Source organism: Promicromonospora sp. Marseille-Q5078 (assembly GCF_050315395.1).
Lineage (GTDB): Bacteria > Actinomycetota > Actinomycetes > Actinomycetales > Cellulomonadaceae > Isoptericola.
The window spans coordinates 1,982,958-2,003,196 of record NZ_JBNPQG010000001.1 but is presented as its reverse complement, the minus strand read 5'-3'; the positions used below and the strand labels follow the sequence as shown (position 1 = coordinate 2,003,196).

The window sequence follows — 20,239 nt, the reverse complement described above, 5'->3', positions numbered from 1 at the left end:
CCCCCTACCGCTGCTTCTTGCGGGCCTTGCGCGCGGCGCCGGTGAGCATCCGCATCGCCTTGAACCGGCCGATGCTGCCGGACGCCACGACGCCGGGCAGGTCGGCCACGGTGAGCTGCCCCGTGACGAGGTCCTCGAGCGCCTCCGGCGCCCCGCCGAGCACCAGCCCGGGCGGCAGCTCGCCGTCGACCTCGCCGTCCGCGTAGCGGACGCACGTGAGCTGCTCGCCCCAGCGCGTGACGAGGACCAGCGGCACGCCGGCCACGAGCTTCGAGATCGCCGCGGCGGCGTGCGCGGGTGCGTCGCCGCTTGTGTCGCGCAGGACCGCGAGCGCGCCCACGGGGGTGGGCGCGGCGTCGACGTCGAGCTCGGCCAGCGCACAGGCCGCCGCCAGGGGCTCGGCCCCCGCGATCTGGGTGAGGAGGACCGCCAGCTCGGGGTCCTTGCGACCGCCGTCGAGGCCGGACAGGTCGTCCGGGACCTCGAAACCCTCGGGCAGCTCGTCGGGCAGGTCCGGGTGCTGTTCGGGATCGGTGGACATGCGGCTACAGCGCACCCTTCGTGGACGGGACGCCCTCGACCCGGGGGTCGGGGGCGACGGCGGCGCGCAGCGCACGGGCCAGCGCCTTGAACTGGGCTTCGACGATGTGGTGGGGGTCGCGCCCGGCGAGGACGCGCACGTGCAGGCAGATGCCGGCGTGGTGGGCGACCGACTCGAGCACGTGGCGGGTGAGGGAGCCGGTGAAGTGCCCGCCGATGAGGTGGTACTCCTGCCCCTCCGGCTCGCCGGAGTGCACCAGGTACGGGCGGCCCGAGACGTCGACCACCGCGAGCGCGAGGGCCTCGTCCAGCGGCACGGTGGCGTCGCCGAAGCGGGCGATGCCACGCTTGTCGCCGAGCGCCTCGCGCAGCGCCTCCCCGATGACGATGGCGACGTCCTCGACGGTGTGGTGCGCGTCGATGTGGGTGTCGCCGGTGGCGCGCACCGTGAGGTCGATCAGGGAGTGCTTGCCGAGCGCCGTGAGCATGTGGTCGTAGAACGGCACGGTCGTCGAGATCTCCGTGCGCCCCGTGCCGTCGAGGTCCAGCTCGACGACGACGCTCGACTCGCTCGTCGTGCGCTCCACGCGGGCGGTGCGGTGCTGCATCAGTCCTCCTTCTCGGACGGCGCCGCCGCTGCGCCGCTGACGACCTCGGTGAACGCGGTGCGGAACGCGACGTTCTCGGCAGGGGTGCCCACCGACACCCGCAGCCAGCCGTCGGGCCCGGTCTCGCGGATGAGGACGCCGCGGTCGAGCAGCCCCTGCCAGACGGCGTGCCGGTCGCCGAAGGTGCCGAAGAGCACGAAGTTCGCGTCGGAGTCCGCCACCTGCAGGGGGCGTCCGCCCACGCTCTGCGCCCGCAACCACGCCACGAGGGAGTCCCGCTCGCCGCGCAGCTCACGCACCTGCGCACGCAGCTCGTCGTGGTGCGCCAGGGCGCCCCGGGCGGCCGCCTGCGTGACGGCCGACAGGTGGTAGGGCAGCCGCACGACGCGCAGCGCGTCGACGAGCGCGGACGACGCCGCGAGGTAGCCGAGCCGGAGGCCGGCGGCGGCGAACGCCTTGGACATCGTGCGGGACACGGCCAGGTGCGGGTGGGCCCCGAGCAGGTCGAGGGCCGAGGGGGTGCCGGGGCGACGGAACTCGGCGTAGGCCTCGTCGACCACGACGACGGCGCCGGCGCGGCGCCCGTGGTGCACCGGGGCGTCGGGCACCTCGACCCGCGCCGCCGCCCCGAGGACCGCCTCCACCGTCGCGAGCGGCAGCGCCGTCCCGGTCGGGTTGTTCGGGCTGGCCAGCAGGATCACGGAGGGCCGGACCTCCTCGATCGTCGCGACCGCGTGGTCGACGTCGAGCGTGAAGTCGCTCTCCCGGCGCCCGGTGACCCACCGGGTGTGGGTGTCGCGGGCGTACTCGGGGTACATGGAGTAGGTCGGCGCGAACGAGAGCGCGGTGCGGCCCGGGCCGCCGAAGGCCTGCAGGAGGTGCAGCATCACCTCGTTCGATCCGTTCGCGGCCCAGACCTGCTCGGGCCCGACCCGCACCCCGGACTCGAGCTCCAGGTAGTCGGCCAGGTCTCCCCGCAGCGCCGCGAAGTCGCGGTCCGGGTAGCGGTTGAGCCCGCGCGCCGCGTCCGCGACATGGGCGGCGATCGTCGCGACGACGGCCTCCGACGGCGCGTACGGGTTCTCGTTGACGTTGAGGCGGACGGGCACGTCGAGCTGCGGGGCGCCGTAGGGCGCCTCGTCGGCGAGCTCGGGGCGCAGCGGCAGCCGCGCGCCGTCCAGGCCGCCCGCGGGCGCGGGGGCGGACAGTGGGGTGGTCACGGCGCCAGTCTACGGAACCGCCGGGGGCCCGGCGGCGTCGTCCGCCCTTCGGCACCGCGACCTCCCCGGTCCGGCGGCCCGGTGCCGCGTCCGCTCGGGAGGGACGCGCGCGCCCCGCCTCGTGAAGGACTTCGCCCGTCATGAGCCGCGACTTTCCAGGCCTTGTGATCATCTTCACAAGGCCCGAGGAGTGCGTGCGGACCGCGCCGTGCCTACCGTCGAGACATCAGCAGTTCCGCCGTGTGGGCCGTGCAGCCGGCGGCCCGTGATGGGAGAAGCAGATGAGCACCATGCAGGCCGCCGTCGTCCGCTCGTTCACCGAACCCCTGACCGTCGAGGACCGCGAGGTCCCCGCCCCGGGCCCGCACGAGGCCCTCGTGAAGGTCGACTACACCGGCGTGTGCCACACCGACCTGCACGCCGCCCACGGCGACTGGCCGGTCAAGCCGACCCCGCCCTTCGTCCCCGGCCACGAGGGCGTCGGCCACGTCGTCGCCGTCGGCGACCAGGTGACGCGCGTGGCGGTGGGCGACACCGTCGGCAACGCCTGGCTGTGGAGCGCCTGCGGCGAGTGCGAGTACTGCGAGACCGGCTGGGAGACGCTCTGCCCGGACCAGAAGAACGGCGGTTACTCGGTCGACGGCTCCTTCGGCCAGTACATGCTCGTCGACGCACGCTACGCCCCGGTCGTGCCCGAGGGCGTGGACCTCGCCGCCGTCGGGCCGATCCTCTGCGCCGGCGTCACCGTCTACAAGGGCCTCAAGGTCACGGACACGAAGCCGGGCGAGTGGGTGCTGGTCTCCGGCATCGGCGGGCTCGGTCACATCGCCGTCCAGTACGCGGTCGCCATGGGCCGCCGCGTGGCCGCGGTCGACGTCGACGACGCGAAGCTGGAGTTCGCGCGCACGCACGGCGCCGAGGTGACGGTCAACGCGGCGACGTCCGCCGACGCCGCCGCCGAGATCCAGGAGCAGACGGGCGGCGGCGTGCACGGCGCCCTCGTCACTGCGGTGAACGCGCACGCCTTCCCCCAGGCCGTGGGCGCGCTGCGCCGGGGCGGCACGGTCGCCCTCGTGGGCCTGCCCCCGGAGAAGTTCCCGCTGGACATCTTCACCACGGTCCTGTTCGGCCTCACCGTGCGCGGCTCGATCGTCGGGACGCGCAAGGACATGGCGGAGGCCCTGGAGTTCTTCGCCCGCGGGAAGATCGACCCGACCTACACCGTGCGACCGCTCGGCGACATCAACGCGATCTTCGAGGAGATGGAGCAGGGCAGGATCGACGGCCGCGTCGTGCTGGACATGCGGAGCTGACCGTCACGCGAGGACGACGTCGCCCCCCGAGACCTCGACCTGGATCGCCGGGAGGGGCTCGGGGGCCGGGCCGCCGAGCACCGCGGCGTCCGTCAGCGCGTACCGCGACTGGTGGCACGGGCACAGCAGCTCCCCGTCGCCCGGCGCGACGGTGCACCCGGCGTGGGTGCAGATCGCGCTGAACGCGTGCACCTCCCCCTCGGTCGGCTGGGTGACCAGCACGTCCTGGCCCTCCACCTTCGCGGCGACGGCGCCGCCCACGGGCACGTCCGCGAGCGCCACGACGACCGTCCCGGCCCCGGCGGAGCTCGCGGCCTCCGCGGCCTCCTCCGGGCTGGGCGCCGGGTCCGAGCAGGCGGCCAGCACCCCGGATCCGGCGACGACCCCCGCCAGCGCGCCGGACCCGCGGAGGACCTGGCGCCGGCTGGGCCCGCACGCGCAGTCGTGGCCCGTCCCGCACCCGGGTTCCAGGGGCGCGGCGGTCGGGGGCGTCGCGACGGTCGGGCTCGGGATGCTGCTCACGGTGGTCTCCGGGGGTCGGGCGGACGGACGGCACCTCGGGCGTGTCGTGCCGATCCGATGACGGCGCGCCCGAGGAGTGGGAGCATCAACATCATGGACTCGTCGCAGGGCGCCGTGCCACCCAAGCCGCAGGTCACGTCCTCGGCCCGGCCGCCGGTCGCGCGTGGGTGGCGCCTGGTCGCCGCCGTCGCCGCGCTCGTCTCTGCGGTGGTCCACGTCCTGCTGTACCTCGACGGGTACGACACGATCGCCGTCGTCGGCCCGCTCTTCCTCCTCAACGCCGTGGCCGGCCTCGTCCTCGCCGTGCTCCTGCTGCTGTGGCGACACTGGCTGCCGCTGATCGGCGGCATCGGGTTCGGCGGCCTGACGCTGCTCGCGTTCGTGCTGTCCACGACGGTCGGGTTCTACGGCGTCAACGAGACGTTCGCGGGGACCAACGAGATCGTCGCCGCCGCGTCCGACGTGCTGGTGGTGGTCGCGTCGGCCTTCGCGCTCCTGCGCGAGTACGTGCGCTGACGGCCCGTCCCGGCCGGGCCGGCGCCTGGCCTGTGGAGGGACGCCGGCGGCGTCGGCGGCGCCCCCTACGATCGAGAGCGTGAGCCACCCCGACGACCCGTACGCCGACCTCGTCTTCGACCCGACGGACGAGGACGCCCCGCCGCCGGACGACCTGGCGCCCGAGCCCGACCCGGAGCCCCGGCCGGACGCCGCCGCGGCGCCGGGCACGGCACCGGCCGCGACACCGCGGCCCGAGCAGGCGTCGGCGGCCGCGGGGACGGGGACGGGGACGGACGCTGCCAAGCGCGCGAAGCTCGCGATGCTGCGCGGCCTGCTCGACAGCGCCGGCGAGGGCGGCGGCACGCTGCGGGAGCAGGCCGAGGAGTCGCTGCGTGCCCTCGTCGGGCGCGAGGACGCGACGCTGCGCGAGGACCAGTGGCGTGCCATCGAGGCGCTGGTCGCGTTCCGCCGGAGGGCGCTCGTGGTGCAGCGCACCGGGTGGGGCAAGTCCGCCGTCTACTTCGTCGCGACGGCCCTCCTGCGCTCCCGCGGCGCGGGCCCGACGGTCATCGTCTCGCCGCTCCTGGCGCTCATGCGGGACCAGATCGCGGCTGCCGCGCGGGCGGGGATCCGGGCGGTGACGATCAACTCCTCGAACGTCACCGAGTGGGACCAGGTGCACGCGGCGATCGCCGCGGGCGAGGTGGACGTGCTGCTGTGCTCCCCCGAGCGGCTCAACAACCCGGCCTTCCGCGACGAGGTGCTCCCCCGGCTCGCGGCGGACGCGGGCCTCGTGGTGATCGACGAGGCGCACTGCATCTCCGACTGGGGGCACGACTTCCGCCCGGACTACCGCCGCATCCGCACCCTGCTGACCGACCTGCCGCCGGGCATCCCCGTGCTCGCCACGACAGCCACGGCCAACACGCGCGTGACGGCCGACGTCGCCGAGCAGCTGGGCGTGCACGGCGAGCAGACCGCCGACCCCGCGTCCGCGGAGGGCCGGACCGACGAGGTGCTCGTGCTGCGCGGCGGGCTCGACCGCGAGTCGCTGCACCTGGCCGTGCTCGAGCTGCCCGACCAGCCCACCCGCGTCGCCTGGCTCGTCGAGGCCCTCCAGGACGTCGAGGGGTCCGGGATCGTGTACTGCCTGACGGTCTCCGCCGCCGAGCAGGTCGCGGAACAGCTGCGGGGCGCGGGGCTGGCGGTCGCCGCCTACACCGGCCGCACCGACCCGACGCAGCGCGAGCAGCTCGAGGAGGACCTCAAGGAGAACCGGGTCAAGGCGCTCGTCGCCACGTCGGCGCTCGGCATGGGCTTCGACAAGCCCGACCTCGGGTTCGTCGTGCACCTCGGCGCGCCCTCGTCGCCCATCGCCTACTACCAGCAGGTGGGCCGCGCGGGCCGCGGCGTCGACGACGCCGTCGTGGTGCTGCTGCCCGGGCACGAGGACCGGGCGATCTGGGACTGGTTCGGGTCCCAGGCGTTCCCGGCCGAGCCGCAGGTCCGCACCACCCTCGACGCACTGTCGGCGGCCGACGGCGCGCGGTCCACGGCCGCGCTGGAGACCCAGGTGGACCTCAAGCGCTCGCGCCTGGAGACGATGCTCAAGGTGCTCGACGTCGACGGCGCGGTGCGCCGCGTCCAGGGGGGCTGGGTCGCCACGGGGACGCCGTGGGCCTACGACGCCGAGCGGTACGCCCGCGTCGAGGAGACCCGGGCGGCGGAGCAGCAGGCGATGGTCGACTACGTGGCGACGACCGGGTGCCGGATGGCCTACCTGCGCTCCCAGCTCGACGACCCGGAGCTGCCCACCGGCTGGACCTGCGGGCGCTGCGACCGCTGCGGCGGCGTCTCGCTGCCCGCCGTCCCGGACGCCGAGGCCGTCGCGGCGGCGCGCGCCGACATGGACCGGCCGGGCGTCGAGGTCGGCGCCCGCGCGATGTGGCCGTCCGGGCTCGCCGCGCTGGGGCTCGACCTCAAGGGCAAGATCGCGCCCGACGAGCGGGCGGAGACGGGCCGCGCCGTCGCGCGGCTCGACGGCCTGGGCTGGTCCGGGCCGCTGCGCGACCTGTTCGCCCCCGGCGCCCCCGACGGCGAGGTGCCCGTGCCCCTGCGGCACGCCGCCGCGCGCGTCCTCGACGACTGGGACGCGATCCGTGCGGCCGCCGACGACGCCGGGGACGGCGCCGGGGACGGCACCGGGGACGGCACCGGCGCGGACCAGGGCGCGGCGGGTGCGCGGCGCACGCTGGTCGAGGGGGTCGTGGCGGTGCGGTCGGCCTCCCGCCCGCAGCTGACCTACCACCTGGCCTCGGGCCTCGCCGCCTACCTCGGCGTGCCCCTCATCGGCGCGGTCGGGCCGGCCGCCGGCGCGGAGGAGCCGGCGCGCCACGACGTGAACTCGGCGATGCGGCTCGCCGGCGTGGCCCGACGGCTGCGGCTCGAGCTGAACGACGCCGCCGCGCGAGGGCTGCCCGGACGCACGGTGCTGCTGGTGGACGACTGGACCGAGTCGGGCTGGACGCTCACCGTCGCCGCCCGCCTGCTGCGCCAGGCCGGGGCCGCCGCCGTCCATCCCTTCGTCCTGGGGGTGCGCTGACGGAGCGCGCTGACCGGTGAACTGACGGGGTGAGCAGCACCGGGTGCGCCGTCTGTGAACCGGGTGTTGCAGGGATTGTTCGCCCCGAGCACGAATAGGTAACGATCGTCGCCCGGGAGCAAGATGTGGCGAGCGCCACGTCCGGCGGGCTATAGCCTCGCCGGACCGCACTCGTTCTCCAGAAAGCCCCCACACCCTTGTCCCGATATCTGCTCCGCCGCACCGCTGGCTGGTTGCTCATGGTCGTGGCTGTCACGAACCTGACGTACTTCCTCGCCTGGGCCTACCTCGACCCGCGCAGCAACTACGTCGGCCGACGCCCCCCGTTGAGCGAGCAGCAGATCGTGAACCTGCTCGAGCCCCGCAACCTCGACGAGGGCACCCCGCTCCTCGAGCGATGGTGGACCTGGTTCAGCGGGATCCTCTTCCACTGGGACTGGGGGGTGAGCCCCACCGGGCAGTCGGTCAACGAGCAGGTCTCCTACCGCATGTGGGTCTCGGCGGAGCTCATGCTCGGCGCGACGATCCTCCTGACGCTGATCGGCATCGCGCTGGGCGTCTACAGCGCGTCGCGGCAGTACCGCGTGGGCGACCGCGTGGCCCAGGGCACCTCGATCATCACGATGAACATCCCGATCGTCGTGGCCGCGCTCGGGCTGGTGCTGCTCGCGATCGCCTTCAACGGCGCCGTCGGCACCACGGTCTTCTACGTCACCGGGTCGTCGAGTCCCGGGGTGAGCGGGTTCTTCCCCACCCTGATCGACACGATCCAGCACCTGACGCTGCCCACGCTCGCGCTGGTCATCGTCGGCTACGCGCAGTACCACTTCCTGCAGCGCTCCCTGCTGCTCGACAACATCAAGTCCGACTACGTGCGCATGGCGCGGGCCAAGGGCCTGACCAAGCAGCAGGCGATCCGCAAGCACGCGCTGCGCACGTCCCTCATCCCCGTCACCACCCAGGTCGCCTTCTCGATCCCCGGCATCTTCACCGGCGCCGTGCTGACCGAGTCGATCTTCGCCTGGAAGGGCATGGGGCAGTACTTCATCGAGACGATCTCCAAGAACGACATCAACGGCGTGGTCGCGGTCGCGGCGTTCGGCGCGGTCATGACCGCGATCGGCGCGATCCTCGCGGACGTCGCGGTCGTCGTCCTCGACCCCCGAGTGCGGGTGAGCTGACATGGCCAACGATCCCTCCATGGTCGACCCTCTCGCCGAGGCCGAGCCCGTTCCCCCCGTCGCGGCGCCCGGCGAGCGCAAGCGGCTCTCGAAGTGGCGGCTGTACAGCCGCCGGTTCGCCCGTAACCGTCCCGCCGTCGGTGGCGTGGTCATCTTCGTGCTGCTGGTGCTGTTCGCCCTGTTCGGCTCCCTGTTCGAGAAGTACGACCACGTGGAGCTCGACTTCCTCGCGCTGTCCGACCCGCCGAGCCCCGAGCACTGGTTCGGCACCAACAACGCGGGCAACGACCTCTACGCCATGGTCGTGGTGGGGCTGCAGCGCTCGCTGCTCATCGCGGTCATCGTCGCCACGGGGACGACGATCCTCTCCGCGGTCATCGGCACCGCGGCCGCGTACTTCGGCGGCCGCATCGAACGGGTCTCGCTGTTCATCATCCACTTCCTGATGGTGGCGCCCACGTTCCTGCTGCTCGCGATGATGTCCAACGACTCCGGCGGCGACTGGAAGGTCATCGCCCTCGTCCTCATCCTCGTCAGCTGGTTCTTCCAGGCCCGCACGATCTGGACGCTCTCCCTGTCGCTGCGCGAGCGGGAGTTCGTCCACGCCGCGCGCTACATGGGCGTCCCCGGCATCCGGATCGTGCTCCGCCACCTGATCCCCAACATCGGGTCGCTGCTCGTCATCAACTTCACGCTGGGCGTCGTCGGCGCCGTCATGGCCGAGACGGGCCTGTCGTTCCTCGGCTTCGGCGTCAAGCTGCCCGACGTCTCGCTCGGGTCCCTCATCGGCATCGGTGCCTCGAGCATCTCCAGCGCGCCGTGGATGTTCTACTTCCCCGCCGCCGCGCTGACCCTGCTGACCGTCTCCATGGCGCTCGTGGCCGACGGCCTGCGCGACGCCCTCGATCCCACCTCCGCAGCGGGAGGCCGCGCATGACCACCCCCGTTCTCTCCGTCCGCGACCTCACCGTCAGCTTCCCGTCCGAGGCGGGCCGGGTCGACGCCGTCCGCGGCGTCTCGTTCGACCTGGAGCCGGGGCGCACCCTCGGCATCGTCGGCGAGTCCGGCTCCGGCAAGTCGGTCACCTCGCTCGCCGTCATGGGCCTGCTCGACGAGAACGCCCGCGTGGGCGGCTCCGTGACGTTCGAGGGCGAGGAGCTGCTCGGCAAGAGCGACGCGGCGATGTCCAAGATCCGCGGCAACGGCATCGCGATGATCTTCCAGGACCCGCTCACGTCGCTGACGCCCGTGTTCACCGTGGGCGACCAGATCGTCGAGGCGCTCACCGTCCACAACCCGCGGATGTCGCGCCGGGCCGCGTGGGACCGCGCCGTCGAGCTGCTCACGCTGGTCGGGATCCCCCGGCCCCAGGAGCGCGTGAAGTCGTTCCCGCACGAGTTCTCGGGCGGCATGCGCCAGCGCGTGGTCATCGCGATCGCGATGGCGAACAACCCGAAGCTCATCATCGCCGACGAGCCGACCACGGCCCTCGACGTCACGATCCAGGCGCAGATCCTCGACCTCATCAAGACCGCCCAGCGCGAGACCGGCGCCGCGGTCATGATGATCACCCACGACATGGGGGTCGTCGCGAACATCGCCGACGACGTCGTCGTGATGTACGCGGGCCGGCCGATCGAGCAGGCGCCGGTCGAGACGCTGTTCGCGGACACGCGCATGCCGTACTCGATCGGCCTGCTCGGCGCGATCCCCCGCGTGGACAAGGCCGAGAAGCAGCCGCTGGTCCCGATCAAGGGCAGCCCGCCCCTGCTGGTCGACCTGCCGGACGCCTGCCCGTTCGCGGCCCGGTGCCCGATCGTCACCGACGCCTGCCGGGCCGCCGAGCCCGAGCTCGTCACCGTGGGCGGGCACGCCGACCACCGCGCCGCGTGCATCCGCGCGGAGGAGATCCGCGCGGGCCGCATCGACGGGCGGCCCGTCTACCCGGTCCCGGAGATCCCCACCTCGACGCTCGAGGCGGTCCCGCGCGACCAGCGCCGGCCCACGCTCGAGGTCGAGAACCTCTCGAAGTCGTTCCCCCTCACCAAGGGCGCGTTCCGCAAGCGCAAGATCGGCGAGGTGCACGCCGTCAAGGGCGTGAGCTTCGACGTCCGCGAGGGCGAGACGATGGCGATCGTCGGCGAGTCGGGGTCGGGCAAGACGACGACCCTCCTGCAGATCATGGACTTCGCCCCGCAGGCGAACGGCGACATCCGGATCTCGGGCACCAGCGTCGCCGACATCACCGGCGGCCGCGCCGAGCGGGAGCTGCGCCGCGACGTCCAGATCGTCTTCCAGGACCCGGTCGGCTCGCTCGACCCGCGCATGACCGTCTTCGACGTCATCGCCGAGCCCCTGCGCACCGCGCGCACGCCGCACGCCGAGGTCGGCCCGCGGGTCGACGAGCTGATGGACCTCGTCGGGCTCGACCCCGCCCACAGCGACCGTTTCCCCGCGGCCTTCTCCGGCGGCCAGCGGCAGCGCATCGGCATCGCGCGCGCCCTGGCCACCAACCCGCGGCTCGTGGTGCTGGACGAGCCCGTGTCGGCGCTCGACGTGTCGGTCCAGGCGGGCGTCATCAACCTGCTCGACGAGCTCAAGGTGCGTCTGGGGCTGTCGTACCTCTTCGTCGCGCACGACCTGTCGGTGGTGCGGCACATCGCCGACCGCGTGGCCGTCATGTACCTCGGCAGCTTCGTCGAGCACGGCGACGTCGACGCGGTGTTCGACGACCCGCAGCACCCGTACACCCGCGCGCTGCTGTCCGCGATCCCCGTCCCCGACCCGGTCAAGGAGCGCACCCGGGAGCACATCGTGCTCACCGGCGACCTCCCGAGCCCGACGGACACGATCGTGGGCTGCGCCTTCGTCTCCCGGTGCCCGCTCTACCAGACCCTCGACGAGGGCAAGCGGATCGCCTGCGAGACGAAGGTCCCGTCCCTCGGCGGTCGCACCGGCATCCACGTGAACGCCTGCCACCACCGCTGAGGCCCGGGCCCAGCCGTCCGCTCTTCACCCCTACCGAGAAGTCAGCATCAAGTCAGCGCCCACGAGGCGCGAAAGGAGCAACCATGAGGCTGCAGAACCGACTGGCAGGCAGCGTCGCCCTGGCCGGCGCGCTCGCCCTGACCCTGGCCGCGTGCAGCGGCAGCAGCGGGGAGGGGGGCGACACGCCGTCCGCCGAGGCACAGACCATCCAGGGCGCGGACTACAACCCGCAGCCCCGGGAGAACCTCGAGCAGGGTGGCGAGGTGACCTTCAACCTCACGGAGATCACCCCGCAGATGAACCCCAACCACTCCGACGGCTCGGTCGACACCGCCCGCATCTGGGAGTGGTACAACCCGCAGCCGATCCTGATGTCCCCGGAGGGTGAGGCCACCGCCAACCCCGCCTACCTCTCCGACTGGACCACCGAGGTCGTGGACGGCAAGACCGTCGTCACCTACACGATCAACCCGGAGGCGGTCTGGAACGACGGCAGCCCCATCACCTGGAAGTCGTACGAGCAGCTCTGGAAGGCCAACCGGTCGACCGAGGAGGGCTACGTCCCGAGCTCGACGGACGGCTACTCGCAGATCGAGTCGGTGAAGCAGGGCGAGGACGAGCGCCAGGCGGTCGTCACGTTCAAGTCCGAGTTCCCGTGGACCGACGGCCTCTTCTGGCACATCATGAACCCTGCGGTCGACTCCGCCAAGGTGTTCAACGAGGGCTACATCGAGGACGCGCACGCCGACTGGGGCGCCGGCCCGTACAAGATCGACGACTTCGACCTCAACGGCGGCGTCGTCTCGTTCGTGCCGAACGAGAAGTGGTGGGGCGACGCCCCGATGCTCGACAAGGTGACGTTCCGCGTCCTCGAGCCGACCGCCGCGGTCAACGCGTTCCAGAATGGCGAGATCGACTACGTCGACGGCCTCACGGCCGACAACCTGGAGCAGCTCGCCGACGTCGAGGGCGTCACGACCTACCGCGCCCAGCGCACGTCGACGAACCTCCTCGAGCTCAACGCGGAGTACCCGCAGTTCAAGGACCTCAAGGTCCGCGAGGCCATCTTCAAGGCCGTCAACCGCGACCAGATCAAGGAGGTCGTCTGGAACGGCCTCAACTACACCGAGCCCGACGCCGGCTCGCTGAACCTGTTCCCGTTCCAGGAGGGCTACGTCGACGCGCTGGCCGAGGCCGGCTACAAGTTCGACGTCGACGCCGCCAACAAGACCCTCGACGAGGCCGGCTGGACGCTGAACGGCGACGTCCGCGAGAAGGACGGCAAGAAGCTCGAGGGCCGGATGCCCATCTTCGGCGACGAGCCGATCACCGAGGCCCGCGCCAAGGTGCTGCAGCAGCAGCTGGCCGAGATCGGGTTCTCCCTCGAGATCGACAAGCGCCCCGCGAGCGACTTCTCGACCGTGCTCTCCACGAAGGACTGGGACCTCGTCATCCTCGGTTTCTCGTCGAGCGACCCGTACGGCGTGGCGTACATGTGCCAGCTGTACTGCTCGGACAGCGGCCTGAACCTGTCCGCGACGGGCACCAAGGCGATCGACAAGAAGATCGCCGACCAGGTGTCGTCGCTGCCCACGGCCGAGGAGCAGACCGCGGCCGGCATGAAGCTCGAGTCCGAGATCATCGGCGAGACCTGGGGCATCCTGCCGCTGTACAACGGCCCGTGGATCTCCATGGCCAAGGACGGCCTCGCCAACCTCACGCCGGAGACCTACACCGGCCTCGACCTCTTCGGCCTGCAGCCGGTGGAGAACGTGGGCTGGGAGAAGGACACCGCGGCCGCGGAGTGACCCGGGCGTCGTGACACGCGCCCGCTGAGCTGTCGCAGCTCGACGTGAAAGCCCTCGGGGCCGGTGGTTCGTCCGCCGGCCCCGAGGGCTTTCCTACGCCTCCAGCAGGCCGCGGATGTCGTCGGCGGCGAGCGCGCGCGCGAACGTGCCCGCCGCGTCGTCGAGCACGGCGTCGAAGAGCGCCGCCTTGCGCCGCGCGAGCGCCATGACCTTCTCCTCGATCGTGTCCTGGGCGACGAGCCGGGTGACCACGACGTTCCGGGTCTGCCCGATCCGGTGCGTCCGGTCGACGGCCTGCGCCTCCGCGGCGGGGTTCCACCACGGGTCGAGCAGGTAGACGTAGTCGGCCTCGGTGAGGTTCAGTCCCACGCCGCCCGCCTTGAGGCTGACGAGGAAGACCGGGGCGTCCCCGTCCTTCCAGCCGCGGATGACCTCCGCGCGGCGCCGGGTGGCGCCGTCCAGGTACCCCACCGGCAGCCCCGCGTCCGCGCAGCGGGCCTCGACCCGGCGCAGGAACGACGTGAACTGGGAGAAGACGAGGGCGCGGTGCCCCTCCGCGGCGATCTCGACGAGCTCGTCGATCACCACCTCCAGCTTCGCCGAGCCCATGTGCGCGTACGCGTCGTCGACCAGGGAGGCGTCGAGGGCCAGCCGGCGCAGTGTGGTCAGGGAGCGGAAGATCGCGACCCGGTTGGCCTCGAAGTCCTCCAGGAGGCCGAGGAGCCGCTGGCGCTCGCGCTGCAGGTGCGTGTCGTACACCTTGCGGTGGTCGGGGGTGAGCGGTACCCGCAGCACGCGCTCCTGGCGCTCGGGCAGCTCGGGCGCGACCTGCTCCTTGGTGCGCCGCAGGACGAGCGGGCGGATGCGCCGCTTGAGCCGCGCGAGCGCCCGGTTCCCGGCCGCGACCACCTGCGGGTCGTCGTCGGTGGCCGCGGCGTCGACGAGCCGGGCCGTGTCCGCGCGGAAGCGGTGCACGGACGGGTAGAGCCCCGGAGCGACGATCGCCAGCATCGCCCAGAGCTCCAGGAGGTTGTTCTCGAACGGGGTGCCCGTGACCGCGAGCTTGAACGGGGCGCGGAGCAGCCGCGCGGTCTCGTGCGCCCGGGTGCGCGGGTTCTTCGTCACCTGCGCCTCGTCGAGGATCAGCCCGCCCCACTCGAGAGCGTCGAACGCGTCGAAGTCCAGCCGGAAGACGGCGTACGACGTGACCAGCACGTCGGCGTCCGCCGCCAGCTCCGCCACGCCCGTGCGGAGCGTCCGCGCCGTCGCCGGCATCGCGACCACCCGCAGGCCGGGCGTGAACCGGGTCGCCTCGTCCACCCAGTTCCCGACCACCGAGGCGGGCGCGACGACGACGAACGGCGGACCGCCCGGCTCGGCGGACCGCGCGTGCGCCAGGAACGTGAGGGTCTCGACCGTCTTGCCGAGGCCCATGTCGTCCGCCAGGATCCCGCCCAGCCCGTGCCGCCACAGGAAGGCGAGCCACTCGAACGCCTGCCGCTGGTACGGCCGCAGCTCGGCCCGCACGCCCTGCGGCACGGCGACGGGCGTGTCGAGCCCGGCCGGTCGCTCCCCCGCCGCGAGCGCGCGCAGCCCGGCGAGCGACCGCCGCCACGCCTCGGCGGCCTCCACGACGTCGGCGACGTCCTCGAGCTCGCCCCACAGGTGGGCGTCGTAGCGGCTGACCCGGGCACGCCCGGGCCGGTCGCTCAGGGCGGACGCCTCCGCGATGAGGTCGCGCAGCCGCCCGAGCACCGGCTGGTCGAGGCGCAGCCACGACCCGTCGACGAGCAGGAGCCGCTTGTCGCCGCGCGCGAGGGCGGTGAACAGGCGCGTGAACGGGAGCTCCTTGCCGCCCACCGTCACGGAGACGCCGAGGTCGAGCCAGTCGGAGTCGCCGGACGGCGCCCCCGAGACGACGACGCGCGGCGCGGCGTCGAGGTGCAGGTAGTCCGGCACGTCGGTGGCCTCGACCCGCACGTCGCCCGCGGAGGCGAGCACCGGCAGCACGCCGTGCGCGAGGTCGAGGGCGTCCAGGCCCTGGAGCTCGGTCCGCGCGGCGAGGTCGAACCGCTCGAACCCCGCGACCCCGCGCACCGTCGCCTGCGCCTTGGCGCGGATCTCCGCCTCGGCGTCGCCGTCGCGCAGCGGGTCGGAGGCCACGCCGTCGAGCGGGACGCGGCGCCGCGCCGCACCGGGCGGCGCGTACTCGAAGGACCACCCGAGGTGCGCGTGCTCGGGCGACGCGAAGACGACCTCGGCCACGAGGACGGGTCGCGGAAGCTCGGGCAGGTCGACGGAGCCGTCGGTGACGACCCGGACCGCCCGCCGCAGGACGGGCAGGTGGTCGGCGAACAGCTCGTCGGCGTCGCCGGACGGCACGTCCACCCGGCCCACGGCCACCAGCTCGCGGGCCGCGTCGCCCAGGCGCCGCGCCGTCGGCCCCAGCCGCAGCACGGTCCGGGCGCCCTCGGCCTCGACGGCGTACAGCCCGGTGTCGCCGACGCTGCCGAGCGCCGCGCCCGCCGCCGCGTCCTCGCCGTCGAACGCCAGGACGGGGTCGAGGCGCAGGCCGTCGGAGGTCGCCCCCACCACGAGCCGCGCCTCGGCCGCGGCGGCCAGGCGCACCTCGTCGCGCGACCCGTGGGCGACGAGCGGGATCTCCAGGTCGGCCGCCTCGGCGAGCAGCGCCCACAGCCCGCGGCCACCGGCGGCGAGCGGGCGCCAGACCTGCCGGCTGCGGCCGTACCCGCCGCCGTCACCGAGGGCGGACCCCAGGTCGGCGAACCAGCGGCGTACCTCGGGCGCGGGGGTCGCGCGCACGTCCGCGAACGCGTAGAGCCCGGTGGCCAGTGCCTCCCAGCTCGCCTCCGGCGCGACCTTCCAGCCGGACCGGCCACGCACCACCGGGCGCACCGACAGCTGCGGCGGCAGGTCGCCGAACGGCTCGTCGAGGCGGAAGCGCAGGGCGACCGGCAGGACGCCGCCCGCGCGGGGGCCGGCCGCGGCGCTCTCCCCCGCGCCCCGTGCCTCGGCGCCTCCGCCGGTCACCGCGGCGAGCAGGCCGCGCCAGCCCGCGGGCCGCTCGTCGGCCTCGCCGGGCCCGCCGGCCTCGGCCGCCTCGGCCTGGGCCCCGACGTGCAGCAGCGCGGCCGCGACGTGCTTGCAGTCGGCGCGGACCGGGCAGGTGCACGTGGAGGTGTCGTACGCGTACCGGCCGTCGTCGCCGAGCACGAACCACACGCGGCAGGCGTACGGCTGCGGCCCGCTGCCCGCGACGCGCGCGGTCAGGACGAGGGCGTCGGCGTCCCAGCGCCACGTCGAGACCATCCCCGCGCGCTGGTAGCCCTGGGCTCGCCGGAAGGCAGCGTTCCCGACGATGCCGCCCAGCACGACGGGGTCGATGCGGGGTGGCGGGGCGGGCATGGGTCCATGCTCGCATGCGCCCCCGACGCGACCGGCGGTCGGGTCCGAGCCGCTTGGCACACTATTACCAGCGCCTGCCGAGCACCCTGAGGACGGCGCCCGGGGCGCTCAGATCTCGCGGATCAGAGGAACCGGCCGCGCACGGCCTCGCCGTGCGCGGGCAGGTCCTCGTCGTTCGCGACCGCGACGATCCGGTCGCCCAGCTCCTCGAGCGCGTCGCGGGTGTACTCGATCACCTGGACGGACTTGAGGTAGGCGTGCACCCCCAGGCCGCTGGAGAAGTGGGCCGACCCGCCGGTGGGGAGCACGTGGTTGCTGCCCGCCATGTAGTCGCCGAGGGAGACCGGCGACCAGGGACCGACGAAGATCGCCCCCGCCGAGCGCACGCGCTCCGCGAGCCCGGCGGCGCCGTCGGCCTGGATCTCGAGGTGCTCGGCGCCGTAGGCGTCCACCACCGCGAGCCCGTGCTCCAGGTCGTCCACGAGCACGACCGCCGACTGCGGGCCGCCGAGCGCCTGCATGACGCGTGCGGAGTGCTTGGTCGAGCCGACCAGGTCGCTGAGCCGGGCCTCGACGGCGCCGGCCAGCTCCACGGACGGGGTGACGAGCACCGAGGCCGCCATCGGGTCGTGCTCGGCCTGGCTGATGAGGTCGAGGGCGACGTGCCCCGGGTCGGCGGTGGCGTCGGCCAGCACGGCGATCTCGGTGGGCCCGGCCTCCGCGTCGATGCCGACCACGCCGCGCACCAGGCGCTTCGCCGCCGCGACGTACACGTTGCCCGGCCCGGTCACGACGTCCACCGGCTCGCACAGCACGGGGCCGTCCTGCGGCTCGGTGGCGGCCGCGCCGTACGCGAACATCGCCACCGCCTGGGCGCCGCCGACCCCGTACACCTCGTCGACGCCGAGCAGCGCGCACGCGGCGAGGATGGTCGGGTGCGGCAGGCCGCCGCTGTCCTTCTGCGGCGGCGACGCGACGGCGAGGCCCGGCACGCCGGCCTCCTGCGCGGCGACCACGTTCATGATCACGGACGACGGGTACACGGCGAGGCCGCCCGGCGCGTAGAGACCGACCCGCTGCACCGGGACCCAGCGCTGGCGCACGAGCGCGCCGGGAGCCAGCTCGGTCGTGTGCTCGGTGGGCACCTGGTCGGCGTGCACCCGCCGCACGCGGCGGATGGCCTCCTCGAGGCCTGCGCGGACCGCCGGGTCGAGCCCGGCGAGCGCGTCGTCGAGCGCCGCCGCGGGGACCCGCAGATGCTCCGGACGCACCCCGTCGAGACGCTCCGCCAGGTCGCGCAGCGCGGCGGCGCCCCGGGTACGGACGTCGGCGAGGATCGGGGCGACGGCGTCCACGGCCTGGTCCACCCCGATCTCGGGGCGCGGCAGCACCCCGAGCAGCTCGGTGCGGGTCAGGTCCTGCCCGCGAAGGTCGATGCGTCGGATCACCCCACCAGTCTAGGTCGGGCCCGCCCGCGCCCCCGCGCCCCGACCGGGGGCTGGACGGGCCTGAGTGCAGGACGGCGGGCAGGACGGCGCGCCGCGGCGCCCCGCTCCCTAGGATCGGTGGGTGACCACGACCCCGGCGCCCTCCGACGACCGCCGCTCGCTGCGCCAGACCGCCTACGAGGCCCTCAAGGCGCGCATCATCGGCCTGGACCTCCACCCGGGGCAGCGGCTGGTCGAGCGGGACATCGCCGCCGAGCTCGGCGTCTCGCGCGTGCCGCTCCGCGAGGCGCTGCAGCAGCTCGAGGGCGAGGGGCTCGTGGTCCTGGTCCCGCGCCAGGGGGCGCTGGTCGCGCCCTTCACCCGGGACGACGTCGAGCAGCTCTTCGAGGTCCGGGAGAGCGTCGAGGTGCTCGCCTTCCGCCTCGCCGCCCTGCGCCGCACCACCGCCGACCTCGACGCGATGGCGGCCGCGGTGCAGGCGGCGCGCCGCGCACTCGACGCGCACGACGACGCCGCCACGGCCGCCGCGAACGCCGGCTTCCACGCCGTCGTCGTGCAGGCCTGCGGCAACCCGCTGCTGCGGTCGATGCTCGCCCCGCTCGACGCCCGCGTCCGCTGGCTCTTCCACCTGACGAAGCGCCGGGACACGCGCGAGCAGTGCGAGGAGCACGCCGCCATGCTGGCGGCGATCGAGGCCCACGACGAGGAGACGGTCGCCGCCCTCGCGCAGCGGCACGTGACCTCGGGGCGCGAGCCGAGCCTCGCGCTCGCCGAGACCTGGGCCTCGGGCCCGATCGACCCCGTGGCGGCGACCCGGTCGCGCAACCGCGCCCGGCGAGCGGGCTGACGCCCGACAGCCCGACCGCCCCCTCCCGACGCTCGCCGTCTCCCGCCGACGGTCACGCACGATTTACGGCCGGGTGACCCCGTGGAAACACGGCGTCCCGAGACTCCTCCTGTAGTGGTATACCGCTAACTCTCTGGAGGACGTCATGCGCAGCCCCCGCCCCGGCACCGGACACCGCCCCACCCATCCCGCCGTCCGTCCCGGGCTCCGCCCCGGCACGCCCACCCGACGGAGCCTGGCCGCCGCGCTCGGCGCGGCCGGGCTCCTCGCCCTCACGGCGTGCGGCACGACCGCCGCCTCCGGGAGCGACCCGGCCTCCGACGACCCGCTGGCCGTCGGCGTGTTCCTCCCCGGGTCGACCTCGGACACCGGGTTCATGCAGTCCGCGTACCTCGGCTACCAGCGCGTCGAGGAGGACCTGGGCGACGAGGTCGACCTGTCGTTCGTCGAGGAGGTCGCGGCGGCCGACTACGAGCAGACGCTGGTGCGGCTCGCCGGGGGCTCGGACCTCGTGATCTCCGTGGGCGGGCAGACCGACGCCGACCTGCGCAAGGTCGCGCCCCAGTTCCCCGACGTCACCTTCGTCGAGATCGGCGGCCCCGCGGACGCCGAGCCGCTCGACAACCTCGCCTACTACGACCCGCAGCAGGCCGAGGCGGAGTACCTGTCGGGCGCCGTCGCCGCCCTGTCCTCGAGCACCGGGAAGATCGGGTTCATCGGCGGGGTCGAGCTGCCCGCCATCGTCAACGCGTCCGCCGCCTTCGCCAACGGGGCCGAGGCCGCGGTGCCCGGCACCACGGTGGTGACGCCGCAGTTCCTCGGCGACTTCAACGACCCGGCGAAGGCGAAGCAGGCGGCCGCGGCGAACTTCGGCGTCGGGGTCGACGTCGTGGGCCAGATCGTCAACCTCGGCAAGCAGGGCATCGAGCAGGCGGCGACCGACGCCGACGCCGCCATGATCGGCGGGCCCATCCCCGGCGAGTGCGCCGCGCCCTACGCCGGGTACGTCCGCACCGACATCGGCACGGAGGTCGAGCACGCGGTGCAGTCCGTCCTGGACGGCACGTGGGAGGCGGCCCAGGTGCCCTTCGGCCTGACGTCGGACCTCGGCGGCACCGAGTTCGTGCTGTGCGACGACGACCCCGAGGTCGCGGCCGCGCTCGAGAAGATCACCGACGCCGTCGCGAGCGGCGACGTCAGCCCGTACTGACGATCGTCCGCCCACCCCGCCACCCGAC

15 protein-coding genes are annotated in these 20,239 nt (G+C 73.8%); 9 read left to right on the top strand and 6 right to left on the bottom strand.

Annotated elements, in window-relative coordinates; translation table 11 throughout:
- Window positions 1–4: 4 nt before the first annotated feature.
- From ACQFYA_RS09240 to ACQFYA_RS09230, 3 genes are read right to left on the bottom strand one after another with little or no spacing between them, the layout of a single operon-like run.
- Window positions 5–541, bottom strand: a complete 537-nt coding sequence (locus tag ACQFYA_RS09240) for a hypothetical protein (protein ID WP_499123307.1) — start codon at window positions 539–541, stop codon at window positions 5–7.
- Window positions 542–545: 4 nt separating this feature from the next.
- The gene (gene hisB, locus ACQFYA_RS09235) at window positions 546–1,148 is read right to left on the bottom strand and encodes an imidazoleglycerol-phosphate dehydratase HisB (RefSeq protein ID WP_499123305.1); all 603 of its coding nucleotides are present in this window, start codon (window positions 1,146–1,148) and stop codon (window positions 546–548) included.
- Window positions 1,148–2,368 carry a histidinol-phosphate transaminase gene (locus ACQFYA_RS09230; RefSeq protein ID WP_499123303.1) on the bottom strand — a complete coding sequence of 407 codons (1,221 nt, stop codon included), beginning with the start codon at window positions 2,366–2,368 and terminating at the stop codon, window positions 1,148–1,150. Before ACQFYA_RS09230 ends, hisB begins: the two co-directional genes overlap by 1 nt.
- Before the next feature lie 281 nt (window positions 2,369–2,649).
- On the opposite strand from ACQFYA_RS09230, the gene adhP reads away from it, so the two are divergent.
- Entirely contained in the window at window positions 2,650–3,681 is a 1,032-nt protein-coding gene (gene adhP / locus ACQFYA_RS09225) for an alcohol dehydrogenase AdhP (protein WP_499123300.1), read from the top strand.
- 3 nt (window positions 3,682–3,684) lie between these two features.
- On the opposite strand, the gene ACQFYA_RS09220 is transcribed toward adhP, so the two are convergent.
- Window positions 3,685–4,203: a Rieske (2Fe-2S) protein gene (locus tag ACQFYA_RS09220; RefSeq protein WP_499123298.1), complete on the bottom strand. Its 519-nt coding sequence runs from the start codon at window positions 4,201–4,203 to the stop codon at window positions 3,685–3,687.
- Window positions 4,204–4,296: 93 nt separating this feature from the next.
- Between ACQFYA_RS09220 and ACQFYA_RS09215 the strand changes: the two genes are divergently transcribed.
- From ACQFYA_RS09215 to ACQFYA_RS09190, 6 genes are all read left to right on the top strand, one after another.
- Window positions 4,297–4,719 carry a hypothetical protein gene (locus ACQFYA_RS09215; RefSeq protein ID WP_499123296.1) on the top strand — a complete coding sequence of 141 codons (423 nt, stop codon included), beginning with the start codon at window positions 4,297–4,299 and terminating at the stop codon, window positions 4,717–4,719.
- Between the two features lie 301 nt (window positions 4,720–5,020).
- A complete protein-coding gene (locus ACQFYA_RS09210; protein ID WP_499127487.1) occupies window positions 5,021–7,303 on the top strand; it encodes a RecQ family ATP-dependent DNA helicase in 2,283 nt (760 codons plus the stop codon).
- Window positions 7,304–7,542: 239 nt separating this feature from the next.
- Entirely contained in the window at window positions 7,543–8,484 is a 942-nt protein-coding gene (locus ACQFYA_RS09205; protein WP_499123293.1) for an ABC transporter permease, read from the top strand.
- A gap of 19 nt (window positions 8,485–8,503) precedes the next feature.
- On the top strand, window positions 8,504–9,421 hold the full coding sequence (locus ACQFYA_RS09200) for an ABC transporter permease (protein ID WP_499123291.1): 918 nt from the start codon (window positions 8,504–8,506) through the stop codon (window positions 9,419–9,421).
- Window positions 9,418–11,472 (top strand): ABC transporter ATP-binding protein, encoded by a 2,055-nt coding sequence (locus tag ACQFYA_RS09195; protein ID WP_499123288.1) that lies wholly within the window; start codon window positions 9,418–9,420, stop codon window positions 11,470–11,472. The genes ACQFYA_RS09200 and ACQFYA_RS09195 overlap by 4 nt, the downstream gene beginning before the upstream one ends.
- Window positions 11,473–11,555: 83 nt before the next feature.
- Window positions 11,556–13,280, top strand: coding sequence for an ABC transporter family substrate-binding protein (locus ACQFYA_RS09190; RefSeq protein WP_499123286.1), 1,725 nt, complete (start codon window positions 11,556–11,558; stop codon window positions 13,278–13,280).
- A 93-nt stretch (window positions 13,281–13,373) separates the two neighbouring features.
- On the opposite strand, the gene ACQFYA_RS09185 is transcribed toward ACQFYA_RS09190, so the two are convergent.
- A complete protein-coding gene (locus ACQFYA_RS09185; protein WP_499123284.1) occupies window positions 13,374–16,706 on the bottom strand; it encodes a DEAD/DEAH box helicase in 3,333 nt (1,110 codons plus the stop codon).
- Window positions 16,707–16,828: 122 nt separating this feature from the next.
- Window positions 16,829–18,154: a histidinol dehydrogenase gene (gene hisD / locus ACQFYA_RS09180; protein WP_499123283.1), complete on the bottom strand. Its 1,326-nt coding sequence runs from the start codon at window positions 18,152–18,154 to the stop codon at window positions 16,829–16,831.
- Window positions 18,155–18,275: 121 nt separating this feature from the next.
- Here hisD and ACQFYA_RS09175 point away from each other — a divergent pair, with 121 nt between their 5' ends.
- Window positions 18,276–19,001, top strand: coding sequence for a GntR family transcriptional regulator (locus ACQFYA_RS09175; RefSeq protein ID WP_499123281.1), 726 nt, complete (start codon window positions 18,276–18,278; stop codon window positions 18,999–19,001).
- A gap of 145 nt (window positions 19,002–19,146) precedes the next feature.
- On the top strand, window positions 19,147–20,211 hold the full coding sequence (locus ACQFYA_RS09170) for a BMP family ABC transporter substrate-binding protein (protein WP_499123278.1): 1,065 nt from the start codon (window positions 19,147–19,149) through the stop codon (window positions 20,209–20,211).
- Window positions 20,212–20,239 lie beyond the last annotated feature (28 nt).